Origin of the sequence: Lacisediminihabitans sp., assembly GCF_043726815.1 — a bacterium.
Lineage (GTDB): Bacteria > Actinomycetota > Actinomycetes > Actinomycetales > Microbacteriaceae > Lacisediminihabitans.
On sequence record NZ_JAYSJZ010000070.1, the window covers coordinates 80,051 to 99,053 of the forward strand.

Consider the following 19,003-nt stretch of genomic DNA (forward strand, 5'->3'; position numbering starts at 1 on the left):
CTATGGTGAGTGCAAGAACAAAGAAGTTCGGAGATGAAGTGACCACTAATACCTCGCAGTCCAGCACACCCGCTGCTGCCGGTCCTGAGGGTGGGGGAGTCGATCTCGCCACCGAATTCCTCGATCGGAGCACGCCCCTCAGCCGGATCCGCAACCTGCTCCACCGCTATCCGGCCCTCAGCCCGGGAATCGTGCTCGTCGTGGCCGTCATCGTCTTCGGCGTGATCAGCCCACGGTTCTTCCTGGCCAACAACCTCTCGCTGATCACCCAGCAGGTGGCAGTCGTGGGAACGCTCGCGATAGCCCAGACCCTCGTGATCCTCACCGCGGGCATCGACCTGTCGGTCGGCGCCATCATGGTGCTCGCGACGATGGTGATCGCGCAGACGGCGAGCCAGAACCACGTGCCGGCGGCGCTCGCGCTCGTGCTCGGCCTGCTGGTCGGTCTCGCCGCGGGGGCCCTCAACGGGGTGCTCGTGACGCGCCTCAAGCTCCCGCCGTTCATCGTGACGCTGGGAACCCTCAACATCTTCCTCGCGCTCACGCTGCTTTACTCGAACAGCGCCTCGGTCATCGGGCAGAACATCCCCCCGCTGATCACCTCAACCGGAGCCACCTTCAACCTCGGCGGCATCGGCATCACCTACGGCGTCGTGGCCATGCTCGTGCTCTACATCGTGATGGCCTTCATCATGGGCAAGACCGCGTGGGGCAGGCACGTCTACGCGGTGGGCGACGACAAGGAGTCGGCGCGACTCGCCGGTATCCGGGTCAACCGGGTGCTCCTGAGTGTCTACATCGCCGCGGGCGCCATCCTGGCCATCGGGGCCTGGATCCAGATCGGCCGCGCGGACGCGGCGAGCCCCAATGCGGGCAACGACCTCAACCTCGACTCGATCACCGCCGTCGTGATCGGCGGCACGAGCCTCTTCGGCGGCCGTGGCACCATCTGGGGATCCCTGCTGGGAGCCCTCATCGTCGGCGTGTTCCGCAACGGGCTCGCCCTCGCCGGCCTCGATGTGCTCTACCAGACCCTCGCGGTCGGGGTGCTCATCATCGTGGCAGTCTCGCTGGACCAGTGGATCCGAAAGGTACGCAAATGACTCTCTCTGAAGACACCCGCCCGGCGTCCACACTGCCGTACACGCAGCCGGTGCTCAAGGCGACCGGCCTCGTCAAGACCTACGGACGGGTCGTCGGACTCGATGGCGTCGACCTCGAGCTCTACCAGGGCGAGGTGCTCGCCGTGATCGGCGACAACGGCGCCGGCAAGTCCACGCTGATCAAGTGCCTCACCGGTGCCGAGATCCCCGACGAGGGCCAGCTTCACCTGCAGGGCAGCCCGGTGCACTTCAAGCGGCCCCAGGATGCGAAGCTGCACGGCATCGAGACGGTGTACCAGGGCCTCGCGGTCTCTCCGGCGCTCGACATCGCCAGCAATCTGTACCTGGGACGCGAACTGCGCAAGCCGGGAATCCTCGGCAGCGTCTTCCGCATGATGGACACGAAGACGATGAGGTTGAACTCCAAGCAGGAACTCGACCGGCTCGGAATCTCGACGCTCCAGGACGTGACCGTCGCGATCGAGAACCTCTCGGGAGGCCAGCGCCAGGCGGTAGCCGTGGCGCGAGCCGCCGCGTTCGGGTCGAAGGTGGTGGTGCTCGACGAGCCGACGGCCGCCCTCGGCGTTCGCGAGTCGAACCAGGTGCTCGAGTTGATCCGTCGGCTTCGGGACCAGGGCATCCCGGTGATCCTGGTGAGTCACAACATGCCTCATGTCTTCGACGTCGCCGACCGCATCCACATCCAGCGGCTGGGCAAGCGAGCGGCGGTCATCACGCCGCAGTCGCACACCATGACCGAGGCCGTCGCGATCATGACGGGTGCGGCGACCGCGTAACGCGGTCGCCCTGAAATCCGGGCGATGAAGTCGTTGTATGCCGAGTTCACGGCGCTGGAGGGCGCCGCGGACCTGGTGGAGCAATTGCTGAGGACGCTCGCGGATGCGGTGCGCCGGGAGCCCGGAAACCTCGTCTTCGACGCCTATCGCAAGTCGGACGATCCGCAGGCCTTCTTCGTGTACGAGATCTACGCGGACGAGGGCGCCTTCCACTCCCATCTGCGCCAGGAGCACGGGCGGGTCTTCAACGAACGGCTCGCGGGACTCGTGCACGGAGGGCGATCTCGACTCACCTGGCTGACCCCCGTCGCCCCCGCCGAAGCGGCGGATGGCCGGGGCCGGCCAGGCACGGCGGCGCCGCCGGCTTGAGCGCAGGCGGGCGCCTCGCCACGCGCGAGTCGTGCTCGAGTCGACCCTTTAACGGTCAATTCACAGCCGGGTGAACTGCGCAGTCGATGAGTCGAAAAGGTCGTGGTGTGCCGGAAGATTTCGCCCGACGGCGGCCTATCTACGGCACGTGACGATGTATTACATTCGTCTATTGCGAAAAATCCCCGGGATTCCGGGAAAAACAACCGTCCCCCCAACTGGGGACTCGGTGGGGGACATTTTTTGCCTGTAACGTTTCTTTTGGCCTCCCGAAAGCACGACCCGAATGCGTGCTGGCCGCTCTAGGAACCCAACCCGAATGATGATCCTTGGTACAACTTCGCCTGCCCGCAAACGCCAATGGGGCTCAGAGCGCCGAACCGCTCCGCTGCCCACCATCCATGCCACTCCGAGCGATCGCAAGGTCACCCTGGGCCGACTGGCCATCATCGCGACGGTGATCTTCTGGGTCGCCTACGTGATCTCCACGATCGTGCGCCAGTTCATCGAGAGCGGCAACACCTTCCGCTTCACCATGGAGGCGGTCTCCTACCTCATCGTGGTCACCTTCCTGAGCTTCTCGGCGCTGATGTACCTGGTCGCCCGGCAGGGTGCCCTCGAGCGATTCCGCAGCCACGTGCGGGTGCCCCGCGCCGAGCTCGACCGTCACTTCGCGAGCCACACCGGGTCGATGACGGTGCTCGTGCCGTCCTACGCCGAGGAACCCCAGGTCGTTCGGCAGACCCTGTGGTCGGCTGCGCTTCAGGAGTATCCGTCGCTCCGCGTGGTCCTGCTGCTCGACGACCCGCCGTTCCCCACCGAACCGGCGATCGCCGCGCGGCTCGACGAGACTCGTGCCCTGGCCGCCGGCATCATGGCGGCGCTGCGCGCCCCCTCTGAGCGGTTCGACACGGCGCAGCGAGAGTTCGCAGCGACGCCCGAATCCGGCTGGGTCGACAACGAAGACGTGCGCACCCTCTCCTCCCACTACGGCTGGGCGGCTCTCTGGCTCGAACGCATGGCCGAGGACGAGGACAACGTCGACCACGTCGACCGGTTCTTCGTCGACCAGGTGCTCGGCGGCCTCGCCGAGGAGTTCCGGCTCATCGCCGCCGCGCTTCTCGCCGCCGCCAACGAGGGCTCGGCCCCGTCCAGGGCCAGGATGACGGAGCTCTACCGTCGGCTGGCCTGGACCTTCAGCGCCGAGGTTCGCACCTTCGAGCGCAAGCTGTACGCGTCCGTGTCCCACGAGGCGAACAAGGCGATGAACCTCAACTCCTACATCGGCCTGATGGGGGCGAGCTACCGTCACGAGGGCACGCCGAACGGAACCGTTCTCCGACGGGTCGAGGACTCCGAGGTGGGCGACCTCGACGTGCCGGACTCCGAGTACCTGCTCACCCTCGACGCAGACTCGCTCCTGCTTCGCGACTACTGCCTGCGACTCGTGCACCTGCTCGAGCAGCCGGAGAACGCGAGGGTGGCCGTAACCCAGACCCCGTACTCGTCGTTCCGCGGGGCGGGCACGCGCATCGAGCGCCTGGCCGGGGCGACAACCGACCTCCAGCACATCCTGCACCAGGGGATGTCGCACTTCGGCGCGACCTTCTGGGTGGGCGCGAACGCCGTCATCCGCAAGCGCGCCCTCGAGGACATCGTGGAGACCGAGCAGGTGGGCGGTTTCGAGATCCGTCGCTACGTGCAGGACCGCACCGTGATCGAGGACACCGAGTCGAGCATCGACCTGGGGACCCACGGCTGGACCCTGGTCAACTACCCGGAGCGCCTCAGCTACAGCGCGACGCCACCGGACTTCGGCTCGCTCATCGTGCAGCGTCGGCGCTGGGCGAACGGCGGGCTGCTCATCCTGCCCAAGCTCTGGCGCCAGATGGCCGAGCGCAAGCGCAACGGCCAGCGCATCTCGCGCATCGAGCTCGCGCTTCGCCTCAACTACATGGCATCGATCGCGTGGGCGAGCTTCGGGCTCGTCTTCCTGCTCGCCTACCCGTACGACTCGCGGCTGCTGAGCCCGCTCGTGCTGTTCGCCGCCCTGCCGTACTTCCTCGCCATGGGCAGCGACCTGCGCTCGGCCGGCTATCGGTTCTCCGATGTGCTGCGCATCTACGGCTTCAACCTCATCCTGTTGCCGGTGAACCTCGCCGGCGTGCTCAAGTCGCTGCAGCAGGCGATCACCGGCAAGAAGATCCCGTTCGCCCGCACCCCCAAGGTGAAGAACCGCACGGCGGCGCCGGTGCCATACGTGGTCGCCCCGTACCTCATCATCGCGTTCTCGGTGTTCACGCTCTGGCGGGACATCGTCGAACAGAACTGGGGCAACGCCGCGTTCGCCGCCTTCAACGCGGTGCTCGCCACCTGGGCGACGCTGTCGTACATCGGTGTGCTCAACTCGATAGTGGATGTCTGGGTCGGCATGACCGGCTGGCTCTTCGTCGACAAGCCGCGGCGTTCGGTAGCGAAGGACGACCAGCCGACGGAGGCGCCGATCGACTGGCGGGCGGTGCTGTACCACGGCCACCCCGGCGCCGACCTGCCGGATGCCCTTCGGTCGGATCACCGCTCCGTCGGAGCCTCCGAGGCCGCCTCGACCAACGGGCAGGTGGCAGCATGAGCGCCCGTCGATTGTCCATACCCCGTCTCCTCGTCGCCGTCGTCGTGACGGCCGGCGTCGTGGCCGGCGGTCTTGTCGGTGCGCAGTGGGTCTCGGCCTCCTCCGAGAGTTCACCGGAGGCCTGGTTCGCCGGCTACGCGGATGTCACGGCCACGCCCACATTCGCCTTCGAGTCCCCGGCGAGCAAGGCCGGCAAGAACGTGGTGCTGTCCTTCATCGTTGCGACGCCCGGAGACAACTGCGCGCCCAGCTGGGGGGCGGCATACTCGCTCGACGACGCGGCGGCCTCGCTCGATCTCGACCGGCGGATCGCCCGGCTGCAGCAGCAGGGCGGCGACATCGCCATCTCGTTCGGCGGCCTGGCCAACGACGAGCTCGCCACAACCTGCACAGACGTGTCGAAGCTCGCGGCGGCCTACGCCTCGGTGATCGACCGGTACAAGGTGACCACCATCGACCTCGACATCGAGGGCGCCAACCTCGCCGACAGCGCGGCGAACCAGCGGCGCGCGTCCGCCATCGCGACGGTGCAGAAGCAGCGCCGCTCGCAGGGCAAGAACCTCGCCGTGTGGCTGACGCTGCCGGTCTCGCCCGCGGGGCTCGCGACCGACGGGCAGTCCGCGGTGCGCGACACGCTCGCCAGGCACGTCGATCTCGCCGGCGTCAACGCCATGACGATGGACTACGGCAGCAGCCTCAAGGCCGGCACGAGCGAGCTCACGGGATCGACCCAGGCGCTCACGGCGACCCAGCGTCAGCTCGGGGTGCTCTACCGCCAGGCCGGCACGCGGCTGTCGGACAAGACGCTCTGGAGCAAGATCGGTGCGACACCGATGATCGGCCAGAACGACGTGCAGAGCGAGGTCTTCACCCTCGCGGCGGCCAAGTCGCTCAACGCGTTCGCGCGCGACAAGGGCATCGGCCGGGTCTCGATGTGGTCGCTCAACCGCGACAAGACCTGCGGCTCCAACTACGTCACCCTCAAGCTCGTCTCGGATGCCTGCAGCGGCATCCGCCAGGGCGGCGTGCGCTTCGCCGACCTGCTCAGCGCGGGCGTCAAGGGACGGCCGCTCCTGTCGGCCGGGACCGTCACCACGCCGGAACCGGTGAACAAGAGCGAGACGAAGGACGACCCGGCGACGAGCCCGTACGCGATCTGGTCGGCCTCCTCGTCGTACCTGCAGGGCACCAAGGTCGTCTGGCATCGCAATGTCTACCAGGCGAAGTGGTGGACCCGCGGCGACCTGCCGGACAACCCGGTGCTCAACGAATGGGAGACCCCGTGGACCCTCGTGGGTCCCGTGCTCAAGGGCGAGAAGCCGATCCCGGTGCCGACCCTCGCGCCGGGCACCTACCCCGACTGGTCGGGGGCGGCCCAATACGACAAGGGAATCCGCGTGCTCTTCGACGGCGTGCCGTTCGAGGCGAAGTGGTGGAACCAGGGCGAGAGCCCGGAGGCGTCGTCGTCGAACCCCGACAGCTCGGCCTGGGTTCCGTTGACTCTCACGCAGATCAAGGAGATCGCCGCCGCGTCGAAATAGCCCGGGACCTTCGGCCCTCCGGCCGGGAACCGAGCCAGCCACTCTGGTGAAGGAGCCACCCGTCCCGCCCGGACGGGTGGCTTCCCGAGCGGGAGGGACGCGCCGATGGACGAGAAGACCGTGGTGGGCTGGAACGACTCGCTGCACGCCAGAGTGGCCCTCGACTGGGCAGTGGCCCGCGAACGGTCCCGCAAGGGCCGGCTTCGCATCGTGCGCGTCGTCGACGACTCGGCCGGCGACTACGACGCGTCCTCGCTGCAGGACGCGCTCAAGGAGGCGAAGAAAGCCGTCAAGGCAGAGGTCGCCCGCCTCGCGCAGGCCGCGCCCAGGGTGGAGGTGAGCGGGGAGGTCGTGCACGGAGAACCGGCGAGGGAACTCGGCCGGTTCTCGAACCCGAAGACTCTGTTGGTGGTGGGAACACGGGAGCGGGGAGGCCCGAGCGCCAGATTCGCGTGGTCGATCGGCGCGAGGCTCGGTGGGGTCGCCCGCGGGCCGATCGCGATCATTCCCACCGAGGTCGACGACACGCGAACGGGAGTCGTCGTGGGCGTGGACGAGACCGCGACCTCGAAGGCGGCGGCCGTCGTCGCGGCGGCGGAGGCCACCAGGCTTGGCGCCGAGCTCACGGTCGTTCACGTCTGGACGGATCCACCGGTCTGGCAGGAGGCCTACGTTCCCAACGACGACTTCATCGCCTGGCTCGAACGCCAGCACGGAGAGGTGCTGGATGCGGCGATCGCGGAGATTGCCAAGGCGAACCCCGGACTGCGGATTCGGCGGGTGCTCGCGCGCAACCCCCTGCCGGCCTGGGAGCTTCGCGAGGAGTCGCGGGGGGCCGCGATGCTCGTGCTCGGAAACCGGGGCCGGCGAGGGCTCACCCGCCTGCTGCTCGGTTCGGTGAGCCACACGATCGTGCTCAACATCGAGGTGCCGACCATCATCGTGGGGCGCAGCGCGGGCTGAGCCCAGCTACCAGGCGGCCGGTTCGTAGTCCTTGAGGAAGACGCCGCTCACGTCTTCGCCGAGCTCTCCCCGCACTATCGGGTCGTAGACCCGCGCCGCCCCGTCCACGAGGTCGAGCGGGGCGTGGAAGCCCTCCTCGGCGAGCCGCACCTTGGTCGGGTGCGGTCTCTCATCCGTGATCCAGCCGGTGTCGACGCTGGTCATGAGGATGCCGTCGCTCTCGAGCATCTCCTTCGCGCTCGTGCGCGTGAGCATGTTGAGCGCGGCCTTGGCCATGTTGGTGTGCGGATGCCCGGGACCCTTGTAGCCCCGCCCGAACTGGCCCTCCATGGCGGAGACGTTCACGACGTACTTGCGGCGGGCGGGGGACGCGGCGAGGGCCGGCCGCAGTCGCGACACGAGAAGGAACGGCGCCGTCACGTTGGCGAGCTGCACCTCGAGCATCTCGAGAGGGTCGACCTCGTGCACGAACTGGGTCCAGCTGTTCTGGTCGTGGTGGTCGGGCACCAGGCCGCCCGCGTCGATCGCCGTGCCGGCCGCGAGCCGGGCGAGCGACGACGAACCGGCCGCGAGGGCGAGCTCGGTGAGCTCGGCCGCCGAGAGACCGCCGGCATTGGCGAGGATGGGGTGGGAGCCGACCGAGGCCGCGAGCGCCTGCGGGTGGGCGTCGTTCGTGTGCCCGAAGGTAAGCAGCTCGGGAAGCGGCACATCCGGCAGCGGCGCGGATTCGGCATCCGCGAGTGGCGCGTACGAGCCGGGGGAGCGGCGCACGGTCTGGGCGGCATTGTTGATCAGGATGTCGAGCGGGCCGGCCTCGATCATCGCGTCGGTGAGGCCGATCACCTGGGCCGGGTCCCGCAGGTCGATGCCGACCACGCGCAGGCGGTGCAGCCAGTCGTGGGAGTCGGGAAGCGAGGCGAACCGGCGCACGGCGTCGCGCGGGAAGCGGGTCGTGATGGTGGTGTGCGCCCCGTCGCGCAGCAGCCGCAGGGCGATGTACATGCCGATCTTCGCGCGCCCACCGGTGAGCAGGGCGGAGCGACCGGTGAGGTCGGTTCTGGCATCGCGCTTGGCGTGGTTGATCGCCGCGCAGTCCGGGCAGAGCTGGTGGTAGAAGGCATCCACCTGCGTGTAGTGCTTCTTGCAGATGTAGCAGGGGCGCGACTTGAGCAGGGTCCCGGCGGTGGGGGCGGCCACGGTGATCGCGAGCGGGATGCCGCGGGTCTCGTCGTCGATGCGGTCGGGCGCCCCGGTGGCGGTGTTGGCCACCACGGCCCGGTCGGCATCCGCGATCTCCGCCCGCTTCTCGAGCCTCCGGTTCTTCTTCACCGACTTGAACATGCGCGCGGTGGCCTGGCGCACGGCGATGAAGTCGGGATGCTCCTCGTCGATGGTGTCCATCGTCGCGAGCACGCGCAACGTCACCTCGAGGTCGGAGGGGGGAATGCTGCGGGGAAGGGAATCACTCATGGGCTCAGGAAAGTCTACGGCCCGGTCCATCCCAACCGCCGCCCCGGGCGGGCCCGGGCGACCGCCGCGCCCGCTCGGGGCGAGTGGCCGCTCCGCCGGGCCGACACCGGCCGTTCGGCCCGTCTCGACGGTGAACTCGACCGTGAAATCACGGCGAGGGTAGGCTGTGCTCACGATTTCGCGCCGCCGCGAAACCGACATCGCGCAATACCTCTGCAGGGGAGGTGCAAGTTGTCCGACCGCGTCCCGTCCTTCGTGGAGGTGGTGGTCGTGCACGGGATGGGGCACCAGCGTTCGAGCGAGACCCTCCTGGAGTGGGCGGAGCCGCTGATCGAACGCATCCAGTGGCTCGCCGGCGCGGCGGCCGAGAATCAGGTGACCTTCGGCCGGGTGAAGGCCGACTCCAGCGACGAGGACGAGTACGTCTCCGGGCGGGTGCTCTACACCGACCTCGAGGGCGGAGAGCGCGATCTCGCCTTCGGCATCAGAGAGGCGCGCTGGGCGGACGCCTTCCTGCCGATGAAGCCGAGCCAGGTCTTCTCCTGGGGAGTCGACTTCCTCTGGCACACGACCCTGCGTCTCGGAACCTATTTCGCTCGAGTGCTGCGGCTCGGCGCGTGGCAGCTGGCCGAGCTGCGCCGACCGCCGACCCCGCCGGCGATGCGCGCGATTCTGCTCCTTCCGCTCGTCCTCACCTTTGCCCTGGCCTGGCTGGCCGTGGGCGTCATGTGGGTGCTCGTGATCGCGATCTCGCTGCTGGTGGCCGCGCTGCTGCCCGCCCTCAGCATCCTGCTGATCTTCCCCATCTTCCAGAACCTGCTGCAGCGGATAGTCGACGGGCTGGTGGAGTTCGTGGGCGACGTCGCCGTCTGGACCAAGCGCCCGGTGCGGGCCGCGGCGATGCGGGGGGTCGTGCGGGAGAGCCTCCGGAAGGCCAGGGCGTCGCTGGATGCCGCGGCGGCCGACCCCGCCGCCCGCACGAAGCTCGTGGTGCTCGCCCACTCCCAGGGCGCGGCGATCACCGCCGACACGCTCTTCGACGCCCTGAACGAGGAGCCGCTTCCTCGGGTGGACGCGTTCGTGAGCGTGGGAGCGGCGATCACGTTGCTGGGCGCGTCCCGGTGGCCGGACGGGGTGCGCGGCGAGGTCGTGAGGGCGGTCAATGGGGCGCCGCGGATGGCCATGGTGCCGGAGTTCAACCCGGTGGCGGCCTGGGCATCCGCCCCTCCCACCCGGTGGCTCAACTTCTGGGCGATCTGGGACCCCTTCTCGGCCGGCCCGGTCTCCACGAGCAGCGCGGCCAGGATCGAACGGTGGCGGCAGAGCTATCGCTGGAAGGTGCTCCCGGGTCTTCGGGTGACGGAAGACGTGGGGGTCACCGGCAGCGCGTGCGGGCCGGAGGAGCATCCGGTGCACAACACGGCCCTGCCGTTCACCGACCACCAGTCGTACTCCTCAAACATCCCGCAGGTGATCGACCCCGTGGCGCGCCTGCTTCTCGACCTCGAACCGTCGTCCAGCACTCGCACCGCGGACGGCGCCGACGTCACCCTCGCCGCCCCGGACTTCGACGGCCGGCGGGCCGAGCGGCTTCGCAACACCCTGCACGTGCGCGGCATCAAGGCGCTCGGGCTGCACAGACTGCTCGTGATGGCCGTGGCGGTCGCCGCGGTGGTGCTGCCGGCACCCGCCGAGACGATTCGCACGGTGGCGACCAGGGTGCTCGCGTTCCTCTTCGCGGCCGATCCGACCACGGGGTGGCTGGGATGGCTCGGCCGGCAGTCCTGGCTGGCCACCGTGGTGATCGTGGCGGGGGTCGCGATCATCGGGCTCTGGATCAACGCCCGTCTCTGGCGGTACCACCGCCGCAAGATCACCTGGCGCCGGGACGGCGAACTCGCCGGGGTGCACTGGATCGGCGGGCTCGTGCTGCGGGCCGTGCTCGTCGCTGTGCTGTGGTGGCTGCTGATCGTGGCGGCGCCGGGCGAGGTCATCCCGTGGCTGGCGATCGTGGCTGGCCTGGCCGGCGTCGCCCTCGTGGTGTCCCCGCTCCTCGGCCTGCGGCCCCTGGTGGTGCCAGAGCATCGCGGGTAGTCGAACCCCCGGATGATCGTCCCCCTCGCCCGCGCGATGTGGCACGGTTGACCCATGGCAAAGAAAATTCTGCTCGACTGCGACCCGGGACTCGATGACGCGCTCGCCCTGTTGCTGGCGCACGGGGATCCGAACCTCGAACTGGTGGGGGTGACCACCGTCGGCGGCAACGTGTCGCTCGAGCGGACCACCGCGAACGCCCTCGCCCTGCGCGAGTACCTCGGCTTCGGCGCCGTGCCGGTCGCGGCCGGAGCTCGCAAGCCGCTCGTGGGCGACGTGCGCGAGGCCAGCCATGTGCACGGCGAGACCGGGCTCGGCTCCGTCAGCCTGCCCGTCGCGACGATTCCGGTGAGCGAGCTGCACGCCGTGGACTTCATCATCGAGACCCTGCGCGCCACGCCGGGGGCGGTGCACCTCGTGGCCACCGGCCCGCTCACCAACATCGCGCTCGCCCTCGAGAAGGAGCCCGCGATCGCCCGCTGGGCCGCATCCTTCACGATCATGGGCGGCTCGTTCACTCGCGGCAACGCGACTCCGGCGGCCGAGTTCAACATCTACGCCGACCCGGAGGCCGCCCGCGTGGTGTTCGACGGCGACTGGCAGGTGGTGATGGTGGGCCTCGACCTCACCCACCAGGCCCTCGCGAACGGCCCCGTCGTCGAGCGGCTCGCCCGGCTCGGCACGCTCGCCCACGAACTCATCCTGCCGCTCGCCACCTACTACGCGAGCCGCAACAGCCACGATCCGGACGGCCAGGCGGTGCACGATGTCTGTGCCGTCGCGCACGTGTCCCGTCCAGACCTCTTCGCCTCGCGCGTGGCGAGGGTGGACGTGGAGACCAAGGGCGAGCTCACCAGCGGCATGACCGTCGTGGACTTCGACGCCCCGATCCCGAACGCCCTCGTGCCGGTCACCCTCGATGTCAACGGTTTCTGGGCCTACGTCGAGCACGTCTACGGCCTCGTCGCCACCCACCATGGTTGAGACGGCACTGCTCGACAGAATTCCCGCGAGCGATGACCCGGATGCCGTCTACTCGGCGTTCGTGGACTGGGCGCTCGGGCGTGGGCTGAGCCTCTATCCCGCCCAGGACGAGGCGCTCATCGAGATCGTCTCCGGCGCCAACCTCATCCTGAGCACCCCCACGGGCACCGGCAAGTCGCTCGTGGCGGTCGGGGCGCACTTCGCGGCCCTCAGCCAGGGCAAGCGCAGCTTCTACACCGCGCCGATCAAGGCGCTCGTCTCGGAGAAGTTCTTCTCGCTCGTCGAGATCTTCGGCGCCGAGAACGTCGGCATGGTCACCGGGGATTCGAGCGTCAACGCCGACGCCCCGATCATCTGCTGCACCGCCGAGATCCTGGCGAACCTCGCCCTGCGGCACGGCGCCGACGCCCCGGTCGACCAGGTGGTGATGGACGAGTTCCACTTCTACTCGGTCCCGGATCGCGGCTGGGCCTGGCAGGTGCCGCTGCTCACCCTGCCGCGGGTGCAGTTCATCCTCATGTCGGCGACGCTCGGCGACGTCGAGTGGCTCGCGAAGGACCTGCGCGAGCGGAACGGCCGGGACACCGCGGTCGTGGTGGGCGTCGACCGGCCGGTTCCCCTGCACTACTCGTACGCCACGACGCCGGTGCACGAGACCGTCGAGGACCTGCTTCAGACGAACCAGGCGCCCATCTACATCGTGCACTTCTCGCAGCTCGCCGCGCTCGAGCGCGCCCAGGCCCTCACGAGCGTGAAGATCGCCACCCGCGATCAGCGCGACGAGATCGCGGCCGCCATCGGCGACTTCCGGTTCACCACCAACTTCGGCCGAACCCTCAGCCGCCTCATCCGTTCCGGAATCGGTGTGCACCACGCCGGGATGCTGCCCAAGTATCGGCGGCTCGTCGAACAGCTCGCCCAGCAGGGGCTGCTCAAGGTGATCTGCGGCACCGACACGCTCGGGGTGGGAATCAACGTGCCCATCCGCACCGTGCTGCTCACGGCGCTCACCAAGTTCGACGGCACCAAGATGCGGCAGCTGAGCGCGCGGGAATTCCATCAGATCGCTGGCCGCGCCGGACGCGCCGGGTTCGACACGGCAGGCACCGTGGTGGTGCAGGCCCCGGACCACGAGACCGAGAACGCCAGGCTGCTCGCCAAGGCGGGCGACGACCCCAAGAAGGTGAAGCGGATCGTGCGCAAGCGCGCGCCGGAGGGCTTCGTCTCGTGGGGCGAGCCGAGTTTCGCCCGGCTGGTGTCCGCCGAGCCGGAGACGCTGTCCTCGAGCATGCAGGTGAGTCACGCGATGGTCCTCAACGTGATCGGCCGGGGCGGCGAACCGTTCGACGAGATGCGCGAGCTGATCGAGAACAACCACGAGCCGCGGGCGCGGCAGCTCGAGCTCGCCCGCCAGGCACTCGCGATCTACCGCACCCTGCGAACGGCCGAGATCGTGCAGCAGGACGCGAGCGGCGCGATCAGCCTGACGGTGGACCTGCAGCCCAATTTCGCCCTGAACCAGCCCCTGTCGCCGTTCGCGCTCGCGGTGTTCGACCTTCTCGAGCCGGAGTCGCCGAGCTACGCCCTCGACATGATCTCCGTGCTCGAGGCGACCCTCGACGACCCGCGCCCTGTGCTGTCCGCCCAGCAGTTCATGGCCCGCGGTGAGGCCGTCGCCGCGATGAAGAGCGAGGGGATCGAGTACGACCAGCGCATGGAGCTTCTCGAGGAGATCCGGCATCCGATGCCGCTCGAGGAGCTTCTTGGCCAGGCCTTCGAACGCTACCGCGCCTCCCAGCCGTGGGTGGGCGACTTCGAGCTGAGCCCCAAGTCGGTGGTGCGCGACCTCTACGAGCGCGCGATGACCTTCAATGACTTCATCGGCTTCTACAAGCTCAACCGTTCCGAGGGACTCGTTCTGCGCTACCTCTCCGACGCCTACCGGGCCGCGCGGCAGACGATTCCGGACGAGGCCAAGACCGAGGAGCTGCTCGACCTGATCGAGTGGCTCGGCGAGCTCGTGCGCCAGGTCGACTCGAGCCTGCTCGACGAGTGGGAGGAGCTCATCAACCCGAGCGCCGCGGTGGGGGTCGAGAGGGCGGCGCTCCCGCCGGCCCCGCACAACGTCACGACCAACGTTCGGGCGTTCCGCATCCTCGTGCGCAACGAGCTCTTCCGGCGGGTGCAGCTCGCCGCCCTCGAGAACTACCCGGAGCTGGGGGAGCTGGATGCCGCGGCCGGCTTCGATGCCGACGCCTGGGGAGACGCCATGGACGACTACTTCGACGCCCACAACGCCCTCGGCACAGGGGCGGACGCGCGCAGTTCGGCGATGCTCATCGTGGAGGAGGGCGCGGAGACCTGGACGGTGCGGCAGATCTTCGACGACCCGGCCGGCGACCACGACTGGGGGATCTCGGCCACCATCGACCTCGCCGAATCGAACGCGGCGGGGCTCGCCGTCGTGCGCGTGACCGCGATCGGGATGATCTAGTCTCGCGGCCCCGGGCATCGGGGACGCACGCTCGAGCGTAGAGTGCGAAGAAACGCCATCGTCGACGACCAAGGGAGGCGAACGCTCGTGATCACCGCGCGGGACCTGGGCGCCTTCGTCGCCGACCGGCTGTACCAGGCCCGCACGCAGTTCGGGCACCTGTTCCGCCGAAAGAGCGCCGACCGGTACCTCGGCGGCCGACTCGCGCCGGTGCTCCTGCTGCCGGGGGTGTACGAGACGTGGCACTTCCTGCGCCCCGTGGCGGACCGCCTGCACGCTCGGGGGCACCCCATCCATGTGGTCGCCGACCTCGGATACAACCGCCTCACCATCCCGGACTCCGCCGCGGTCGCGCAGCGCTACCTGGACGAGCACGACCTTCGCCGCGTGATCGTCATCGCCCACAGCAAGGGCGGGCTGATCGCCAAGCACATGATGACCATCGACGACGTCTCCGGCAGAATAGACCGGCTCATCGCCGTGAACAGCCCATTCGCCGGCTCTCCGCTCGCCCGGTTCGCCCCGAGCGCCACCCTTCGCGCGTTCGCGCCCACCGACAGCACGCTCGCCGCCCTCGCCGCCAACCGGGACGTGAACCGGCATATCGCCTCGATCTTCAGCCGCCGCGATCCGCTCATCCCGGGCGGCAGCCGCCTCGACGGGGCGACGAACATCGAGCTTTCGATGGTCGGGCACTTCCGGCCGCTCGGCTCGCGGGAGCTCTTCGACGCCATCGACCGTGTGCTCGACGCCGAGTAGACACCAGAATAGAAGCCATGCAGAAGCACCAGCGACTCGTTCTTGCCATCGCGGTCCTTGCCTCCTTCGTCGCCTTCCTCGACGGCTCGGTGATCAACGTCGCGCTGCCGGCCATCGTGCGTGAGCTGGGCGGGGGCCTGAGCACCCAGCAGTGGGTCGTCGACGCGTACCTGATCACCCTCGGCTCCCTTATCCTCGTGGCCGGGTCGCTCTCCGACGTCTTCGGCCGCATCATCGTGCTGCGCTGGGGGCTCGCCGGCTTCGGCGTCGCGTCGCTGCTCTGCGCCCTCGCGCCCACCGCGGAGGTGCTGATCGTGGCGCGGGGACTCCAGGGGGTGGCCGGGGCGCTCCTGGTGCCGAGCTCGCTCGCCATCATCCTGTCCAATTTCCGCGGCCCGGAGCAGGCGAAAGCCATCGGATCGTGGACGGCCTGGACGAGCGCCGCGTTCATCGCCGGCCCCCTGCTCGGTGGCATCTTCGTTGACCTGTTCTCCTGGCGCTACGTGTTCGCCATCAACGTGCTGCCGATAGCCGTGACGCTGTGGCTGCTCTTCGTGCTCAAGCAGAAGGACGAGCGCGAACCCGGCGTGTCGATCGACTGGCTCGGCGCGATCCTGGGGGTGTTCGGGCTCGGACTGCCGGTGTTCGCGCTCATCGAGCAGGGTCGATACGGCTGGACGAGTCCCGCGATCTACCTGCCCATGACCTTCGGCGTGCTCGCGCTCGCGGCCTTCTTCTGGCGGGAGAGCGTGGCGAAACAGCCGATGGTGCCGCTCGGTCTGTTCCGGGTGCGCAACTTCGCCGTGGGCAACGTCGCCACGACGGCGATCTACGGGGCGCTCTCCATCGGCGGGTTCCTGCTCGCGGTCTTCCTGCAGCAGGTTGGCGGCTACAAGGCGACCGTCGCCGGGGTCGCGATCCTGCCGGTGACGATCATCAGCATCCTGTTCTCGTCGTACATCGGTGCGCTGGCCGGCCGCTTCGGCCCGAGGATCTTCATGACGGTCGGCCCCATCATCGGCGGCCTCGGCTTCCTCTACTTCCTGCGGATGGGGGCGTCGCCGAACTATTGGACGGATGTGCTGCCGGGCGTGATCCTGTTCGGAATCGGGCTCACGATCACGGTCGCCCCGCTGACGAGCGCCATCCTGGGGTCCATCGACCAGCGGCAGGCGGGCATCGGATCGGCGATCAACAATGCGGTGTCGAGGGTCGCCGGACTCATCGCGATCGCCATGCTGGGCCTGATCATCGGACCGCTGCTCGACGTCGACGGCTTCCACCGGGGAATGATCGTCACCGCCGGCCTGCTGTTCACCGGCGGAATCGTGTCCGGCCTCGGCATCCGCAATTTGCCGCATCCGGCGGCGGCCACGGCAGTGGCATCTCCGGAGGGGCTGGCGCAACCGGAATAATCGGCCGGGGTCAGAGCAGGAGGCGCTCGCCGCTGAAGGCCAGCACCACCACGTTGACGAGCGCCGCGGCGATGATCAGCTGAAAGAGGAGCCTGGTCGGCGGGCGGCGGAGCGCCACGGCGACTCCCGCGGCGAGCAGCAGCGTGGCGGAGAGCCCGACCCACTGGAGCACCGAGCGGTCCCCGGTCGGCCCCAGGAAGGCCAGGATGCCGGCCGCGGCGAGTGCCAGGGTGATCACGACGCCGGACGCCCGGCGACCCAGTCGATGGGGGAGTCCGCTCACGCCCGTGCGTCGATCGTCGTCGAGGTCGGGCAGCACGTTGGCGAAGTGCGCGGCCACCCCGAGCAGGGCCCCGACGCCGATCGCCCAGGGAGCCGCGATCGCCGGGGGAAGGCGGGCGAGCGAGACGATGAGGGGGATGGTGCCGAACCCGACGGCGTAGGGAAGCACCGAGAATGCGGTGTTCTTGAGCCCGGCGTTGTACGTCCATCCGCAGGCGAGGAAGACGACGTTAGCCACGGTTGTCGCCGGCCCGAGGGCGAGACTGATCAGGATCGCCAGGGCGGCACACGCGAAGGCCGCGGCACGCACGGTGCCCGTGCTCACCAGCCCGAGCGCCACTGGCTTGTCGGTTCGCCCGACCGTGCGGTCCCGCTCGGCGTCCAGCCAGTCGTTGCTGAGCCCGACCGAGAACTGATTCGCGAGAAAGGCGAGCGCGAGCAGCGCGAGTCGCGCCGCGTCGAGGCCGAGCCCGATGCCCAGCACGACCGCGACGACGCTCACCGCGAGCGACGGCCCCGGGTGCGTTGAGCGCGCGAGCGCGGCGAGCTTGCTGGGCATTCCCCCATCGTATGGGCTGGCCCGGTCGAGCCTTTTCAGGGGATGAGCAGCAGCTTTCCGATGTGCTCGGATGCCTCGAGCCGCCGGTGCGCGCGGGCGGCCTCCGCGAGGGGGATCCGCTGGTCGATCACGGGGACCACCTGGCCGGCGACGACGTACGGCCACACGTTCTCGCGCACGCTGGCCATGATCTCGGCCTTCTCCTCGGTCGGCCGGGCTCGGAGGGTGCTGCCGTGGATCGTCGCCCACTTGCTCATCAGGGTGCGCACGTCCACGGTTCCCCGCGCGGCGCTCTGGTTGCCGATGATCGCCAGGCGCCCGCGCGGCGCAAGCGCGTTGAGGTTGCGGTCGAGGTATGCACCCCCGATCGCATCGAGAATCACGTCGGCGCCCCTGCCGTCCGTGGCGTCGAGAAGACGCTCGACGAAGTCCTCGGTTCGGTAGTTGATCAGGATCTCGGCGCCGAGCCGTTCGCAGGCGGCGAGCTTCTCGTCCGTGCCCGCCGTGGTGGCGACGAGAGCGCCGTGTGCCCTGGCCAGCTGGATCGCCGTCGTGCCGATGCCGCTCGAGCCGCCGTGCACGAGCAGCGTCTCGCCGGCCCGAAGCCCGGCGAGCATGAAGACGTTCGACCAGACAGTGGCCAGGGTCTCCGGGAGGCCGGCGGCATCCACCAGGTCCATCGAATCCGGCACGTCGAGCAGCAGAGTGGCCTCCGCCACGGCCAGGCTCGCGTACCCGCCGCTCGGCAGGAGCGCGCAGACCCGGTCGCCGATCGTGCGGCCGGCCACGCCGTGGCCGAGCCCGACGATCGTGCCGGAGACCTCCATTCCCGGCAGCGGGGAGGTGCCGGGCGGCGACGGGTAGTGGCCGAGTCGCTGGGAGATGTCCGCCCGGTTGACGCCGGCCGCGGCCACCTCGATGAGCACCTGCCCCGGCCCGGCGACCGGGTCGGGGTGTTCACCGAGGGTGAGCGCCTCCGGGCCGCCGGGCAGGGGGATCGATATCGCTCGCATGCGTCAACGGTACGCCCAGCCAGTGCGGCTAGGTTTGGGGTATGCCCAGCGCTCCAGACGAAGTCTCACTTACGCGCCTGCTCCCGGGAACCTGGCGGATCGGGGCCACCAATTTCCCCCTCTGGCTGAGCGGCGATCGATTGTCTCCCACCTTCACCTACGAGCTCGCCAGGACTCACCCGCTCGCCCTCCGCGACACCGTCGAGTGGACGACGCCGGACGGCCGGGAGAAACGCCTGGTCGGGGTCGACCGGTGGCGCGGCGACGGGTTCCGCTGGCGCGGCAGGGGCCTGCTCGCGGTCACGTCGAGCCGCTGGTCGGTGACCGGGGTGAGCGAGGATTCGACCATAGTCGTCATCCGCTTCGCCAAGAGCCTCTTCTCCCCGGCCGGCGTGGACGTCGTGACGCGGGAGGGCACGGACGCGCATACGCTCCGCACCAGGGTCGCGGAGTCGCCGGAGGGGCTCGGGCTCAGCCACGAGGAGTTCGCGAGCCTCACCTGGCTCGAGCTGCAGCCGGAGTGACCCCGAG

The 19,003-nt window shown here is 69.2% G+C and carries 15 protein-coding genes; 12 read left to right on the forward strand and 3 right to left on the reverse strand.

The window, feature by feature from the left end; genetic code table 11:
- Positions 1-38 precede the first annotated feature (38 nt).
- The 6 genes from ACHZD8_RS10325 to ACHZD8_RS10350 all read left to right on the forward strand — a co-directional run bounded on the left by ACHZD8_RS10325 (position 39) and on the right by ACHZD8_RS10350 (position 7,402).
- Positions 39-1,103, forward strand: coding sequence for an ABC transporter permease (locus ACHZD8_RS10325; protein WP_394770316.1), 1,065 nt, complete (start codon positions 39-41; stop codon positions 1,101-1,103).
- Entirely contained in the window at positions 1,100-1,900 is an 801-nt protein-coding gene (locus ACHZD8_RS10330; RefSeq protein WP_394770317.1) for an ATP-binding cassette domain-containing protein, read from the forward strand. Before ACHZD8_RS10325 ends, ACHZD8_RS10330 begins: the two co-directional genes overlap by 4 nt.
- A 24-nt stretch (positions 1,901-1,924) precedes the next feature.
- A complete protein-coding gene (locus ACHZD8_RS10335) occupies positions 1,925-2,269 on the forward strand; it encodes a putative quinol monooxygenase (RefSeq protein ID WP_394770319.1) in 345 nt (114 codons plus the stop codon).
- Between the two features lie 319 nt (positions 2,270-2,588).
- Positions 2,589-4,898: a glycosyltransferase family 2 protein gene (locus tag ACHZD8_RS10340; protein WP_394770321.1), complete on the forward strand. Its 2,310-nt coding sequence runs from the start codon at positions 2,589-2,591 to the stop codon at positions 4,896-4,898.
- 11 nt (positions 4,899-4,909) lie between these two features.
- Positions 4,910-6,439 (forward strand): chitinase, encoded by a 1,530-nt coding sequence (locus tag ACHZD8_RS10345; protein WP_394770322.1) that lies wholly within the window; start codon positions 4,910-4,912, stop codon positions 6,437-6,439.
- A gap of 105 nt (positions 6,440-6,544) precedes the next feature.
- Positions 6,545-7,402 carry a universal stress protein gene (locus ACHZD8_RS10350; RefSeq protein ID WP_394770324.1) on the forward strand — a complete coding sequence of 286 codons (858 nt, stop codon included), beginning with the start codon at positions 6,545-6,547 and terminating at the stop codon, positions 7,400-7,402.
- Between the two features lie 6 nt (positions 7,403-7,408).
- Here the strand turns inward: ACHZD8_RS10350 and ACHZD8_RS10355 are convergent, their stop codons facing one another.
- Complete coding sequence (locus ACHZD8_RS10355; protein WP_394770326.1) at positions 7,409-8,872, reverse strand: SDR family NAD(P)-dependent oxidoreductase; 1,464 nt, start codon at positions 8,870-8,872, stop codon at positions 7,409-7,411.
- A gap of 231 nt (positions 8,873-9,103) precedes the next feature.
- Between ACHZD8_RS10355 and ACHZD8_RS10360 the strand changes: the two genes are divergently transcribed.
- The 5 genes from ACHZD8_RS10360 to ACHZD8_RS10380 all read left to right on the forward strand — a co-directional run bounded on the left by ACHZD8_RS10360 (position 9,104) and on the right by ACHZD8_RS10380 (position 16,618).
- A complete protein-coding gene (locus ACHZD8_RS10360) occupies positions 9,104-10,966 on the forward strand; it encodes a hypothetical protein (RefSeq protein ID WP_394770328.1) in 1,863 nt (620 codons plus the stop codon).
- Positions 10,967-11,020: 54 nt separating this feature from the next.
- Complete coding sequence (locus ACHZD8_RS10365; protein ID WP_394770330.1) at positions 11,021-11,950, forward strand: nucleoside hydrolase; 930 nt, start codon at positions 11,021-11,023, stop codon at positions 11,948-11,950.
- Positions 11,943-14,444, forward strand: a complete 2,502-nt coding sequence (locus ACHZD8_RS10370; RefSeq protein ID WP_394770331.1) for a DEAD/DEAH box helicase — start codon at positions 11,943-11,945, stop codon at positions 14,442-14,444. The genes ACHZD8_RS10365 and ACHZD8_RS10370 overlap by 8 nt, the downstream gene beginning before the upstream one ends.
- Positions 14,445-14,531: 87 nt before the next feature.
- The gene (locus ACHZD8_RS10375) at positions 14,532-15,203 is read left to right on the forward strand and encodes an esterase/lipase family protein (RefSeq protein ID WP_394770333.1); all 672 of its coding nucleotides are present in this window, start codon (positions 14,532-14,534) and stop codon (positions 15,201-15,203) included.
- 17 nt (positions 15,204-15,220) lie between these two features.
- On the forward strand, positions 15,221-16,618 hold the full coding sequence (locus ACHZD8_RS10380; protein WP_394770334.1) for an MFS transporter: 1,398 nt from the start codon (positions 15,221-15,223) through the stop codon (positions 16,616-16,618).
- A 10-nt stretch (positions 16,619-16,628) separates the two neighbouring features.
- On the opposite strand, the gene ACHZD8_RS10385 is transcribed toward ACHZD8_RS10380, so the two are convergent.
- The gene (locus ACHZD8_RS10385) at positions 16,629-17,459 is read right to left on the reverse strand and encodes a UbiA family prenyltransferase (protein ID WP_394770336.1); all 831 of its coding nucleotides are present in this window, start codon (positions 17,457-17,459) and stop codon (positions 16,629-16,631) included.
- A 35-nt stretch (positions 17,460-17,494) separates the two neighbouring features.
- On the reverse strand, positions 17,495-18,472 hold the full coding sequence (locus ACHZD8_RS10390) for an NAD(P)H-quinone oxidoreductase (RefSeq protein ID WP_394770337.1): 978 nt from the start codon (positions 18,470-18,472) through the stop codon (positions 17,495-17,497).
- Positions 18,473-18,513: 41 nt separating this feature from the next.
- On the opposite strand from ACHZD8_RS10390, the gene ACHZD8_RS10395 reads away from it, so the two are divergent.
- Positions 18,514-18,996: a hypothetical protein gene (locus ACHZD8_RS10395; RefSeq protein WP_394770339.1), complete on the forward strand. Its 483-nt coding sequence runs from the start codon at positions 18,514-18,516 to the stop codon at positions 18,994-18,996.
- Positions 18,997-19,003: the final 7 nt, after the last annotated feature.